Annotated in this window: 12 protein-coding genes; 9 read left to right on the top strand and 3 right to left on the bottom strand. The window is 65.5% G+C overall.

The annotated features are described in order from the left end of the window. Nucleotides 1-50 precede the first annotated feature (50 nt). The 5 genes from HNO81_RS05875 (at nt 51) to HNO81_RS05895 (ending at nt 4997) form a co-directional block, all read left to right on the top strand. A complete protein-coding gene (locus HNO81_RS05875) occupies nt 51-1058 on the top strand; it encodes a branched-chain amino acid ABC transporter permease (RefSeq protein WP_175317202.1) in 1008 nt (335 codons plus the stop codon). Continuing rightward, a complete protein-coding gene (locus tag HNO81_RS05880; RefSeq protein ID WP_175317203.1) occupies nt 1055-2302 on the top strand; it encodes a branched-chain amino acid ABC transporter permease in 1248 nt (415 codons plus the stop codon). Before HNO81_RS05875 ends, HNO81_RS05880 begins: the two co-directional genes overlap by 4 nt. Beyond that, nucleotides 2299-3264: an ABC transporter ATP-binding protein gene (locus HNO81_RS05885; RefSeq protein WP_175317204.1), complete on the top strand. Its 966-nt coding sequence runs from the start codon at nt 2299-2301 to the stop codon at nt 3262-3264. The genes HNO81_RS05880 and HNO81_RS05885 overlap by 4 nt, the downstream gene beginning before the upstream one ends. Next, complete coding sequence (locus tag HNO81_RS05890; RefSeq protein WP_371818177.1) at nt 3257-3964, top strand: ABC transporter ATP-binding protein; 708 nt, start codon at nt 3257-3259, stop codon at nt 3962-3964. Before HNO81_RS05885 ends, HNO81_RS05890 begins: the two co-directional genes overlap by 8 nt. 148 nt (nt 3965-4112) lie before the next feature. Next, on the top strand, nt 4113-4997 hold the full coding sequence (locus tag HNO81_RS05895) for a Bax inhibitor-1/YccA family protein (RefSeq protein ID WP_175317206.1): 885 nt from the start codon (nt 4113-4115) through the stop codon (nt 4995-4997). A 97-nt stretch (nt 4998-5094) separates the two neighbouring features. Here HNO81_RS05895 and galK read toward each other — a convergent pair whose 3' ends face one another. Continuing rightward, complete coding sequence (gene galK, locus HNO81_RS05900; protein ID WP_175317207.1) at nt 5095-6282, bottom strand: galactokinase; 1188 nt, start codon at nt 6280-6282, stop codon at nt 5095-5097. Then, nucleotides 6279-7436, bottom strand: a complete 1158-nt coding sequence (galT, locus tag HNO81_RS05905) for a galactose-1-phosphate uridylyltransferase (protein ID WP_175317208.1) — start codon at nt 7434-7436, stop codon at nt 6279-6281. Before galT ends, galK begins: the two co-directional genes overlap by 4 nt. A 100-nt stretch (nt 7437-7536) precedes the next feature. On the opposite strand from galT, the gene HNO81_RS05910 reads away from it, so the two are divergent. From HNO81_RS05910 to HNO81_RS05925, 4 genes are read left to right on the top strand one after another with little or no spacing between them, the layout of a single operon-like run. Continuing rightward, nucleotides 7537-8493, top strand: coding sequence for an aldose 1-epimerase family protein (locus HNO81_RS05910; protein WP_175317209.1), 957 nt, complete (start codon nt 7537-7539; stop codon nt 8491-8493). Between the two features lie 48 nt (nt 8494-8541). Beyond that, nucleotides 8542-9870, top strand: a complete 1329-nt coding sequence (locus tag HNO81_RS05915; RefSeq protein ID WP_175317210.1) for an AI-2E family transporter — start codon at nt 8542-8544, stop codon at nt 9868-9870. A 3-nt stretch (nt 9871-9873) separates the two neighbouring features. Next, nucleotides 9874-11112 (top strand): threonine ammonia-lyase, encoded by a 1239-nt coding sequence (gene ilvA / locus HNO81_RS05920; protein ID WP_175317211.1) that lies wholly within the window; start codon nt 9874-9876, stop codon nt 11110-11112. 8 nt (nt 11113-11120) lie between these two features. Beyond that, nucleotides 11121-11750, top strand: a complete 630-nt coding sequence (locus tag HNO81_RS05925; protein ID WP_175317212.1) for a rhomboid family intramembrane serine protease — start codon at nt 11121-11123, stop codon at nt 11748-11750. Between the two features lie 111 nt (nt 11751-11861). On the opposite strand, the gene greA is transcribed toward HNO81_RS05925, so the two are convergent. Then, nucleotides 11862-12356 (bottom strand): transcription elongation factor GreA, encoded by a 495-nt coding sequence (gene greA / locus HNO81_RS05930; protein ID WP_175317213.1) that lies wholly within the window; start codon nt 12354-12356, stop codon nt 11862-11864. Nucleotides 12357-12497 lie beyond the last annotated feature (141 nt).

The following is a 12497-nucleotide window of genomic DNA, read 5'->3' on the forward strand; positions in this document are numbered from 1 at the left end:
TCCCACGGCCGGGCCCACAAAGCCGCGTGCAACTGGATCAGGATGTTCCCATGCTTCCCTCTCTTGTCCCACTCCTCCCGACGGAAAACGACTGGATTACCTTCGATATACCGTCCCTGGCCCAGAACTTCTGGAGTGCCACCTTTGACGGCCTCACGTTCGGGGCCATTTATGCGCTTGTGGCGCTGGGCTACACCCTCGTGTACGGCGTCCTGAACCTCATCAACTTCGCCCACTCCGAAGTGTTCATCGTTGGCTGCTACGCAGTCTTCTTCACCCTCAGCAGCCTGGGCTTCGGCCCTTCCGCACCCAGGCTCGACATCTGGGCCATCATCCTGAACCTCCTGCTGGCGCTGGTCCTGGCCATGCTCGCGTCCGCCGTGACAGCGTTCCTCCTGGAACGGATCGCGTACAAGCCCCTGCGGAAACGGAACGCACCCCGTCTGGTCTTCCTGATCACGGCCATCGGCGCCTCCTTCACCATCCAGTACCTCATCTACCTGTGGCGCGGCCCCAGCCCCGAACTGGCCCTGACCATGTTCCGGCCCACGCCCATCTTCGACGTCTTCGGCACCATCGTGGACTCCCAGCAGCTGGTGATCATCATCGCCGCGGTGATCATGATGGTGGGCATCGACAGGTTCATCAGCAAGTCGCGCACCGGCCGAGGCATCCGGGCGGTTGCCCAGGACCCGGATACCGCCACATTGATGGGCGTGAACAAAGAGCGCATCATTATTACCACCTTCGTCATCGGAGGCCTGCTCGCAGGAGCCGCCGCCTTGTTCTACGTCATGAAAATCCCCTCCGGTGTCCAGTACAGCGGTGGGTTCGTCCTGGGCATCAAGGCGTTCGCGGCAGCAGTCCTGGGCGGCATCGGAAACGTCCGCGGAGCACTGCTGGGCGGACTGCTCCTTGGCCTGATCGGCAACTACGGCCAGATCCTGCTGGGCAACTCGCAGTGGACCGACGTCGTAGCCTTCGTGGTGCTGGTGCTCGTGCTGCTGCTGCGGCCCGAAGGCATCCTGGGAACCTCCCTTGGAAGGAGCAAAGCATGAGCATGACCGACGGCCCCACGCCGCTGCACACAGCGGCCGCCGAACAGGCAGCAGAAGACCGCGAAGCATCATCCAAAGGCGCGGGCAAGAGCGACCTCCGCCAGCGCGGCAAGCGCAAGTCCGGATACTTCTCCGACCGCTGGCATGCCCTGTCCCGGCAGCAGCAATGGGCGTTCCTGTCCATCGTGGTGGTCCTGGCCTACCTGCTCCCGCTGCTCAACCCGCCCATCATCACCACGGAACCGGGCAACAACTTCGCGCTGGCCTGCTTCGACATGGCCCGGTTTGCCCTGATCGCCGTCGGCCTCAACGTGGTGGTGGGATACGCCGGCCTGCTGGACCTTGGATACGTTGCGTTCTTCGCGGTGGGTTCCTACTGCGCGGCCATGCTGACCAGCCCCGACTCGCCCTACCTGCACATTCCCTACCTCTGGACGCTTCCCATTGCCATGGCCGTCACCATGTTCTTCGGCGTCATGCTGGGCGTGCCCACCCTGCGCCTCAGGGGCGACTACCTGGCCATCGTGACCCTCGGCTTCGGCGAGATCATCCGCATCCTGGCCACCATCATTCCGGCTATGAAGGGCCAGGTGGGCTTCCAGAACGTGGGACACCCGCCGGGAACAGAGGCTGACGGCACGCCGATCTTCTCCAACTCAAACGGCGTACCGTGGTACTGGCTGACCCTGACCATCATCATCATCGTCACCCTCCTGGTGGGCAACCTGGAACGGAGCCGCGTGGGCCGCGCCTGGATTGCCATCCGCGAGGACGAGGACGCTGCCGAGATCATGGGCGTTCCCACCTTCAAGTACAAGGTCTGGGCCTTTGCCATCGGCGCAGCGATCGGTGGCCTCTCCGGGGCACTGTTCGCCGGACAGGTGGGGTTCGTCAACAACCAGAAGTTCGACGTCACCACCTCCATCCTGTTCCTCGCCGCAGTGGTCCTGGGTGGCGCAGGCAACAAAGTGGGAGCCATCCTGGGCGGAGCCCTGGTCAGCTACATCCCGTTGCGGTTCACGGCCATTGCCGAATATAAGTACCTGATTTTCGGTATTGCGCTGGTGTTGATCATGATCTTCCGTTCGCAGGGACTCCTGCCCGCCCGCCAGCGGTTGCTGGCCTACGGCAGGACGGCACTGAACAAGATCACCACCCGTGATGCCGCGAAGCCGGACAGCGCCGACGATTCGCCAGCGGGCCCCAGTTCGCGGGCGGCCGGGCAGAGAGGAGCGGAGGCATGAGCTCCGAAGATAAGCACACCGGCTCCAGCGATGTGGAGCAACAGCCGGCCCATCACGGAGCCGTCGACGGCGGCCCGGTGGCACCGGTTGCGCCGGAAATGGATGTGGAGGCCCTCGCCGAGGCCGGCGTGGACCAGGAGTTGGCCGAGAAAGTGGCACCTGACCGGGATATTGCGGTCAAGGTGGGTGACGACATCGTCCAGGTGCAGAACCTGACCATCAAGTTCGGCGGACTGGTGGCACTGGACAACGTCAGCTTCAACATCAAACGCGGCGAGATCCTGGGGCTCATCGGGCCCAACGGCGCCGGCAAGACCACCTGCTTCAACGCCATGACCGGTGTCTACAAGCCCACCAGCGGAAAAGTGGTGCTGGAGGGCCAGGTCCTTAACGGCGTCAAGCAGCACAAGATCACCCGGCTGGGCCTGTCCCGGACGTTCCAGAACATCCGGCTGTTCGGTGAGATGACCGCCTTGGAAAACGTGGTGGTGGGCCTGGATGCACGGCACCGGACCAGTGTTGGCGGAGCGCTGCTGCGGCTGCCCACCCACATCCGGGAGGAGAAGTCGGCCATCGAGCGCGGCATGGCCCTGCTGGACTTCGTGGGCATCGGCAGCCATGCGCACGTCCTGTCCCGGCAACTTCCGTACGGCTACCAGCGCCGGCTGGAGATTGCGCGGGCCCTCGCCACCGATCCCAAGGTCCTCTGCCTGGATGAGCCTGCCGCCGGCTTCAACCCGGCCGAGAAAGAGGAGCTGATGGCCCTCATCCGCACCATCAGGGATGAGGGCTACACCGTGCTGCTGATCGAGCACGACATGAAACTGGTCATGGGCGTGACGGACCGCATTGTGGTCCTGGAGTTCGGGAAGAAGATTGCAGACGGACTGCCGCGGGAGATCCGCGAAGACCCGCGTGTTATTGCTGCTTACCTAGGGGAGCCTGAAGATGACGTTGCTTGAACTTGAGGGAGTGTCGGTCCACTACGGCCGGATCCAGGCCCTGCGTGACATCTCTTTCACCGTCAATGAAGGCGAGGTGGTGGCACTGATCGGCGCCAACGGCGCCGGTAAGACCACCACCATGCGGACCATCTCGGGCCTCTTGAACTGCTCCGAAGGAAAGATCACCTTCGCGGGCGAGGACATCACCAAAATGAAGGCGCACATCCGGGTGGTCCACGGAATTTCCCAGGCCCCTGAAGGTCGCGGCATCTTCCCCGGCATGACCGTCATGGAAAACCTCGACATGGGCACGTTCGGGCGCAAGGACAGAAGCGGCGTCGGCAAGGACCTGGACCGCGTCTTCGATCTGTTTCCGCGGTTGAAGGAGCGGGAAAAGCAGTACGGGGGCACCATGTCCGGCGGTGAGCAGCAGATGCTGGCGATCGGCCGGGCCCTGATGTCCAACCCGAAACTGCTGCTGCTGGACGAGCCCTCCATGGGCCTCGCACCACAATTTATCCGCCAGATCTTCAAGATCATCAAGGAAATCAACAACCAGGGCACCACGGTCCTGATGGTGGAGCAGAACGCCAACCAGGCCCTGGCCGGGGCGCACCGCGCCTTCGTGCTGGAAACGGGGGAGATCACCCACAGCGGCACGGGCAAGCAGCTGCTGGAAGATCCCTCCATCAAGGAGGCCTACCTGGGCGTGGGGTAGTTCGCCCGGGGGCCCGGTGCCGGACTGCGGCAACGGTCACGGTTCGGTTGCAACCGGGCCCCTGGGGAACTTTCGCGGCGGCCTCCACGTGGGAATTGGTAGCGTAACCACAAGCTCATCACCCACACCCACATGGAGGAATCCCGCAATGGCACTTGGCGGCAACCCGATCTTCAACGGAAAGAGTTTCCGTGGAGCCACCCAGGCACCGCCTGTCCCGCAGGCTCCCTACGGCGCTCCCTACGGACAGGCGCCGTACGGCCAGCAGCCCTACGGCCAGCAGGGCTGGGGGACACAGCCCCAGGCCATGACCGACGAACAGCTCCAGCAGATGTACAGCCGGCCCTCGGCCGGGCCTGCCGATACCGGCCGGATGACGTTCGACGACGTCATCATGAAGACCGCCGCCTGCCTCGGTGCAGTGCTGGTGGGTGCGGCCATCACCTTGACCGTAGGCCTGCCGCTGGCGTCCCTGCTGATGATTGTCGGTGCCCTGGGCGGTTTCGTCCTGGCACTGGTCAACACGTTCAAGAAGCAGCCCTCACCGGCCCTGATCCTCGCCTACGCGGCCCTGGAAGGCCTCTTCCTCGGCGGCCTGACCCGGATCCTTGACACCCAGTACCCGGGCGTCGGCCTGCAGGCAGTGGTTGGCACGCTGTCGGTGTTCGCCGTAACCCTGCTGCTGTTCAAGAGCGGCAAGGTCCGGGCCACGCCCAAGGCCATGCGCTTCTTCATGATCGCGCTCGCCGGGTACGCCCTGTTCTCCGTGGTCAACCTGGTCATGATGCTCACCGGCGTGACCAATGAACCCTTCGGCCTGCGGAGCGGCATCGTGGGCGTCCTGATCGGACTCCTCGCCATCGGCCTTGCAGCCTTCTCCCTGGTCATGGACTTCACCAGCATCGAAGAGGGCGTCCGCAACGGCGCCCCCCAGCGCTTCTCCTGGACGGCCGCCTTCGGCCTGACCGTAACGCTCGTCTGGCTGTACGTGGAGATCATCCGCCTGCTGGCCATCCTGCGCGGCGACGACTAGCCGCGGAGGCTGCGGCCGCCGTCGTGAACCATAAAACCGTGGGCCCCACCAAGCTGGTGGGGCCCACGGCCGTTAATGCGGTTTGCGGTGGGGAAGGTCAGCCGACGCGCATGGCACCGGCGGCGGGGGAGACCGCAAAGATATCCGGTGCCGTGAATCCGGCCTGGGCAAAGGCCTTGGCCACCGCCTCACTGACCGTCTGCACGGAATCCATGGGTGTCAACGCGATCGCCGCTCCGCCGAAGCCGCCGCCGGTCATCCGGGCACCGATGGCCCCGTGGGCGCGCGCGGTGTCCACGGCCAGGTCCAGTTCAGGACAGGAGATCTCAAAGTCGTCACGCATGGAGGCGTGGCTGGCGTCCAGCAGGGGGCCAATGGCGCCGGGACCGGAGCCGGCCAGGAGCTCCACGGTTTGAAGCACCCTGTCGTTCTCGGTGACCACATGCCGCACCCGCCGGAAGGTGACCTCGTCCAGCAGCCCGCCGGCTTCCTCAAGGTCCGCGACGTCCAGGTCCCGGAGGGCCTTTACGCCCATGACTTCCGCGCCCAGTTCGCAGGATGCACGCCGCGACGCGTAGCCGCCGTCGGCGTGGGAGTGAGACACCTTGGTGTCGATCACCAGGAGCACCAGCCCGGCAGGTTCGGTCTCGAACGGGACCAGGCGCACGGTCTGGTCGCGGCAGTCGAGGAACACTGCGTGGCCCTTGGCACCCCGCAGGGACGCGGACTGGTCCATGATTCCCGTGGGGGCGCCCACGAAGTCATTCTCAGCCCGCTGCGTTGCCAGCACCATATCCCGGGCCTCCAGTCCGGCGCCCGTGAGTTCGTTCAGTGCCGTGATGACGGCACATTCAATGGCGTGCGACGACGACAGGCCGGCGCCGAGCGGCACGTTTGAGTCCAGGAGCAGGTCAAGCCCGGGGACATCGATGCCGCGCTCGCGCAGGGCCCAGACAACGCCCAGGGGGTATTTGGTCCAGCCTTTTGCCGTTCCCGGCTGCAGTGCCCCCAACGTTGTGGTGACAGTGCCCTGGTCGCCGTAGGTGGAGAGCATCCGGATGGAGTCATCCTGCCGGAGCGCCACAGCCACCCGGGCGGTGCGGTCGATGGCGAAGGGCAGGACGAAGCCCTCGTTGTAGTCCGTGTGTTCGCCAATCAGGTTGACCCGCCCGGGTGCCTGCCAGACGCCGTGGGGTGCCGTGCCGAACTCCTGCTCGAAGCGGCCAGACAGTTCCTGGGGTGAGGCAGCCGGGGCCTGCTGGTTGCCGGGGCTTGCGGTGGTCATGCGGAGGCTCCTTCCGGGGTGGCCGCGGCTGCGGCATCGGGTGCGGGCGATGGCGCGGGGGCGACGTTGCGGAGCCGCTCCGCCACGCTTTCGGGAGTGGTGTCGTTGATGAAAGCGCCCATGGCTGCCTCCGAGCCGGCCAGGAACTTCAGCTTGTCGGCCGCCCGGCGCGGTGAGGTCAGCTGGAGGTGGAGGTATCCCGAGGGCCGCAGGAGGTCATCCAGCGGCGCCTGGTGCCAGGCGGAAATATATGGGGTGGGCGTGGGATAGAGCGCGTCAACCCGCCTGAGCAGGTCCAGGTAGACGTGGGCCAGCTCATCCTTTTCCTCCCCGGCCAGCCCGGCAAGGTCGGCGACCTGGCGGTGCGGGACCAAATGGATTTCCAGGGGCCACCGGGCTGCGAAGGGCACGTAGGCGCTGAAGTACTCGCCTTCAAGGACCATCCTGCTCCCGTCTTCCCGTTCGGCTCGCAGCAGCGACCCGGTCAGGGTGTCCCTGCCGTCCCTGGCGTCGTAGTACCTTCGCGCCGCCGCCCCCAGCACGTCCGCGCGGGGCGTGACGTAAGGATAGGCGTAGATCTGGCCATGCGGGTGGTGCAGCGTTACACCGATGTCAGCCCCGCGGTTTTCGAAGGGGAAGACCTGCTTGATGCCCGCCATGGCGCTGAGGGCCTCGGTGCGCTGGGACCACGCTTCAATCACGGTCCGCGAACGCTCCTCGCTCAGCCCACTGAACGATCCTGTGTGGTCCGGGGTGAACGACACCACCTCGCAGCGGCCGTACGCCGGGGCTTTGGTTCCCCATCCTGCTGGCCCGGGAACGGTTCCGAGGGCCGGTCCCAGGGAGGGGAACCTGTTCTCGAAGACCACCACGTCGTAATCCGCGGCGGGAATTTCGGAAGCATTGCCGGGAGTGGTGGGACAGATGGGGCACTGGTCTGCCGGCGGCAGGTGGGTGCGGGCCTGCCGGTGTGCCGCAACGGCCACCCATTCATCCGTCAAGGCATCGAAGCGGACCTCGCCCGGTTCCCCCCGGGGCGGAAGACCGCGGTGGTCGGTGGTGAGGTGTCCGGCGCGGGAGGTGGTGGTGCCTGCGTCGTCGAAGTAGATCAGCTCCCGGCCGTCGGAGAGCGTGGTGCTGGTAATCCCTGTCATACCCAAAGTTTGGCACAAGCGATCATAAAAGAATAGTTAACAACAAAAAGTAACAATGGCAGGGTGGAGCTGCCGGGCGGCCCGTTGTACGGTAATCCCCATGACTGCCTCTTCCGAACAGGAAACTTCCGCCGTGTCCGCCCGTCCCTGCGCCACCGGCAAGCAATACGAACTGCGACGCGGCGACGCCGTTGCCGTGGTCACTGAACTCGCCGCCGGACTCCGCTCCTTCAGCCGGGATGGCGTCCTGCTGACCGAGACCTACGGCGACGACGACATCGCCCCCGGCGGATCGGGCATCACGCTTGCCCCGTGGGCCAACCGGGTGGAGGACGGCCAATGGGTGCTTGACGGCAGGAAGCAGCAGCTGGATATCACCGAAGTGTCCCGCAACAACGCCAGCCATGGCCTGCTTCGGAACGCCGGCTACACCGTGGTGGCCGAGTCGCCCTTCGCAGTGGCGCTGGAGGCAGTCGCTTTCCCACAGCACGGATACCCGTTCCTGGTGCGGCACCGGGTGGACTATCAGATCTCGGAAGACCTGGGCCTGCGCGTCCGGCAGACCCTCACCAATGACGGGGCATCGGCCGCGCCTTTCGTCCTGGGCGCGCACCCCTACCTGCGGGTGGGGGACGCCCCGGTGGAGGAACTGCGGCTCACCGTCGCAGCCGACACCCGGCTGGTCACCGATGAGCGTCTTATTCCGCGGAGTTCAGCCCCCGTGGACGGAGACTTCGACTTCCGTGCCGGCCGGCCCATAGCGGACCTGGCAGTGGATGTAGCACTCACGAACCTTCGTTTCGAGGGCGGAACAGCCCGGCACACCCTTTCCGCGGGGGACGGGAGCGAGGTTTCGCTGTGGCAGGACCACTCTTGCCGGTACGTCCACGTCTTCGTCAGCACGGTCTATCCGGGCCGGACCCGGGCAGTGGCCGTGGAGCCGATGACAGGGCCAGCAAACGCCTTCAACTCCGGCGACGGCCTCCGGTGGCTGGGTCCGGAGGAGTCCTTCAGCATGGAATGGGGAATCGACTACACGCCCGGCGCGGCGCGGTAGTTTGCTGCGGTAGTTTGTATTGGGCCGCTGCTGCGGAAGTATTGGGATATGACGCCAAAAGAGGACGACGTTACCCTCTCCCATCCAGCACCGGTCCAACCAACTCCCGCGCCGGCACAGGCTGCCCCCCTGCGGGTCCTGACGGACCGTGAACTGGACAAGGACATACCGTACGGCATCCGGATCGCGGCCTCGTGGTCGTGGCGGCTGGGCCTGATCCTCCTGATGACGGGCACGCTGGTGTGGCTGCTCAGCCACATCACCCTCCTGATTATTCCGATCATGGTGGCCGCGCTCCTCGCCGGGCTCCTCAGCCCTGTGACCGTGTGGCTGAAACGGCGCGGACTGCCCGGAGGGCTGGCCGTGGCGATTACCGTCGTCGGCTTTATCGGCGTCATCGCCGGTGCCCTGGCCCTGGTGGGCCGGCAGCTCATGGTGGGTTTTGGCGAACTGTATTCACAGGCCCTTGAGGGCCTCCGCCAGGTCCAGGACTGGCTGTCCAACGGGCCACTGCACCTGACCGCAACCCAAATCGACCAGTACGTCAAGGAAGCCACCGACGCCCTGCAGAACAACAGCAGCAGCATCCTCAGCGGCGCCCTGTCCTTCGGAAGCACCGCCGGGCACTTCGCTGCCGGCATGCTCCTCGCGCTGTTCATCCTGATCTTCTTCCTCCTGGAAGGGGATCGGATCTGGGCATTCCTGGTCAGGCTGCTTCCGCGCAAAGCCCGGGCCGCCACCTTCGGCGCCGGACACAAGGGTTGGGCATCGATGGTCAGCTACGCGCGCATCCAGATGTTCGTGGCCGCTGTCGACGCCCTGGGCATCGGCGTCGGAGCCGCGATCATCGGCGTCCCGCTGGCGCTTCCCCTGGGCGTGCTGGTCTTCCTGGGCTCCTTCATCCCGGTGGTGGGTGCCCTAGTGACCGGCGCCGTCGCCGTCCTCCTGGCCCTGGTGGCCAACGGGCCGGTGAATGCCCTGTTCATGCTCGGGATCGTCCTCCTGGTCCAGCAGCTTGAGGGCCACATCCTCCAGCCCCTGGTCATGGGCAAGGCGGTCTCGCTCCACCCGGTTGCCGTGATCCTCAGCGTTGCGGCCGGTTCCTACCTCGCCGGCATCCCCGGAGCACTGTTCTCCGTGCCCATCCTGGCCGTAGCAAACTCGGCCGTTCGCTACATTGCGGCAAGATCGTGGGAACATGAACAGGTGCCGGTGATTGCCGGAAGGCCCATCACAGCCGGAGTGGGCGGGGACAACACCATCGGGGATGGTGAGACGCAGCCTGCATCCGACGCCGGGAACGGCACATCATCCGAACACCGTGATGCCCGCACTGCCTCTCCGGAGGGCGCCGGGGCAGAACCCAAAGGAGAATAGTCCGTGAAGATCCTTGAAACCCTTCCCGTCACACTGGACGATGTCCTTGAGGCGCAGAAGCTGCTTGACGGGATCATTGCGCGCACGCCCGTCGAATCATCCCGGGCGCTGGGCGGCATGGTAGGCGGCGACGTCCACTTCAAATGCGAAAACCTGCAGCGCGCCGGCTCCTTCAAGGTCCGTGGCGCCTACGTCCGGATGGCCAGGCTCTCGCCGGACGAGAAAAAGCGCGGCGTGGTGGCCGCCTCCGCCGGCAACCACGCGCAGGGCGTGGCCGTCGCAGCCAAAAGCCTTGGCATCAAGGCCCGGATCTACATGCCGCTGGGCGTGGCACTGCCCAAACTGGCCGCCACCCGCAGCCACGGCGCCGAGGTTGTCCTGCACGGCCACAACGTCGACGAGGCGCTCGCTGAGGCACAGCGCTACAGCGACGAGACCGGCATGGTCTTTGTCCACCCGTTCGACAACGTGGACGTCGTGGCAGGCCAGGGGACGGTTGGCCTGGAAATCCTCGAGCAGGTCCCCGACGTCGACACTGTCCTGATGGGCGTCGGCGGTGGCGGGCTCCTGGCGGGCGTCGCCGTCGCCATCAAGGCCCGCGCAAGGGAACTGGGCCGGGAGATCCGCATCATCGGCGTGCAGGCGGAAAACGCCGCCGCCTACCCGCCGTCGCTCGCCGCCGACGCCCTCGTACCCCTGAAGAAGGTCTCCACCATGGCGGACGGCATCGCCGTGGGGCGCCCGGGACAGCTGCCCTTCAGCATCATCCGCGAACTGGTGGACGACGTTGTGACCGTCAGCGAAGACTCCCTGGCCCGCGCCCTGATCTTCCTGCTGGAGCGGGCCAAAATGGTGGTGGAACCCGCAGGCGCAGTGGGTGTGGCGGCCCTCATGGACGGCAAGATCGAAAACCCGGGCTCCACCGTGGTGGTCCTCTCCGGCGGAAACATCGATCCCATGCTGATGCTCAAGGTCATCCAGCGCGGCTTGTCCGCAGCAGGCCGCTACATGACCGTACGGATGATGCTGGATGACCGCCCGGGCTCGCTGGCAACGATCGCCCGCATCATCGCTGAGAACGATGCGAACGTCACCGGCCTGGACCACACCCGGGTGGGCGGCTCCATCAGCATGGGCGATGTCTCCATCACCGTGAACCTGGAGACCAAAGGCCACCAGCACGGTGAACAGGTCCTCAGCGCACTCCGTGCCGAGGGCTTCCAGCCAATCGTTGTGCACTAGGAACGGACATGGCCGGACTGGGTGACGGACTGGCGGGAACCGGCGGCGTTCCTGCACGGCAGACCATTGCATCGCGCGCCAAGGGCGGCCTGGTGGTCCTGGGCGGTTTCGTGGCACTGCTCTTCGCCATCGAGGTGGTCAACACGCTGATGATGGGCGCCCTCACCCGGACCTTCGGCCTGCGGCCCAGGAGCGCGGACGGCCTGCTGGACATCTTTACCTTCCCGCTCCTGCACGCCAACCTGAACCATCTGCTCTCCAACAGCCTGCCCCTGGTCATTTTCGGCTTCCTGGTGTTCCTCTCGGGGCTTCGTGTTTTCCTCACCGCCATGGCGTTCAGCTGGCTCGGCAGCGGGATCACGGTCTGGCTCATCGGCAGCGGCGTCACGGTGGGGGCCTCAGGGCTGGTGTTCGGGCTCTTCGCGTTCCTTCTGGTGCGCGGGTTCTTCAACCGCAGCTGGCGGCAGATCCTGCTCGCAGTGGTCCTCTTCATGGGCTACGGGAGCATCCTGCTTGGTGCGCTGCCTTTTGTGGCAGGCTACGTGAGCTGGCAGGCTCACCTCGGCGGCGCCGCGGGCGGGGTGGTGGCGGCCCTGCTGCTCAGACCACGAACTCCGGCGCGTCTGCGGGAGTCCTAAGGGCGGGTTCTCCGGTTGCCCCGCTGAACGGATGCAAAAAAGAAGCGGCGGCCGATCCCTCCCGGGATGGGCCGCCGCTTCCTTCCTGACTGGCGTCCTGCCTGTGCAGCGCTAGCCGGCGTAGGGCTTGGCGGAGAGGATCTCCACCTTGATGTCCTTGCCGTTCGGTGCAACGTAGCTGAGGCTGTCGCCCTCCTTGTGTCCCAGGATGGCGGCGCCCAGCGGAGACTTCTCGCTGAAGACATCGAGGTCTGAGTCGCCCGCGATCTCGCGCGAGCCCAGCAGGAACGTCTCCTCATCGCCGGCGATCTTTGCAACGACGATCATGCCGGGCTCCACGATGCCGTCATCGGCAGGCGCTTCACCAACATGGGCGTCCCGGAGCAGGACCGTCAGCTGGCGGATGCGGGCCTCAATCTTGCCCTGCTCCTCCTTGGCCGCGTGGTAGCCCCCGTTTTCCTTGAGATCCCCCTCTTGCCGCGCTGCTTCAATCTTCTGGACGATCTCCGCCCGGCCTGCGCCGGAAAGGTGGTCCAGCTCTGCCTTCAGGCGGTCAAAAGCTTCCTGGGTAAGCCAGGCGGCAGATGCGCTGTTGGTGGTAGACACGGACTTCTCCTCTAGTGGTCTTACATGCAAAATACCCCGCCACGGTGGCCACTTGTGGAACAGTAACCAGCTCAGCGGGGTAAAGGTATCTCTCCATTGTAGTCAATCCCTTGGAGATAACCCAACAATCAAGCGTCGCGC

Origin of the sequence: Pseudarthrobacter sp. C4D7 (assembly GCF_013359725.1) — a bacterium.
GTDB lineage: Bacteria > Actinomycetota > Actinomycetes > Actinomycetales > Micrococcaceae > Arthrobacter.

Coding starts and splice junctions, on each gene's coding strand:
- HNO81_RS05875 (WP_175317202.1), top strand. CDS start 51: ATGCTTCCCTCTCTTGTCCCACTCCTCCCGACGGAAAACGACTGGATT.
- HNO81_RS05880 (WP_175317203.1), top strand. CDS start 1,055: ATGAGCATGACCGACGGCCCCACGCCGCTGCACACAGCGGCCGCCGAA.
- HNO81_RS05885 (WP_175317204.1), top strand. CDS start 2,299: ATGAGCTCCGAAGATAAGCACACCGGCTCCAGCGATGTGGAGCAACAG.
- HNO81_RS05895 (WP_175317206.1), top strand. CDS start 4,113: ATGGCACTTGGCGGCAACCCGATCTTCAACGGAAAGAGTTTCCGTGGA.
- galK (WP_175317207.1), bottom strand. CDS start 6,282: ATGACCACCGCAAGCCCCGGCAACCAGCAGGCCCCGGCTGCCTCACCC.
- galT (WP_175317208.1), bottom strand. CDS start 7,436: ATGACAGGGATTACCAGCACCACGCTCTCCGACGGCCGGGAGCTGATC.
- HNO81_RS05910 (WP_175317209.1), top strand. CDS start 7,537: ATGACTGCCTCTTCCGAACAGGAAACTTCCGCCGTGTCCGCCCGTCCC.
- HNO81_RS05915 (WP_175317210.1), top strand. CDS start 8,542: ATGACGCCAAAAGAGGACGACGTTACCCTCTCCCATCCAGCACCGGTC.
- HNO81_RS05925 (WP_175317212.1), top strand. CDS start 11,121: ATGGCCGGACTGGGTGACGGACTGGCGGGAACCGGCGGCGTTCCTGCA.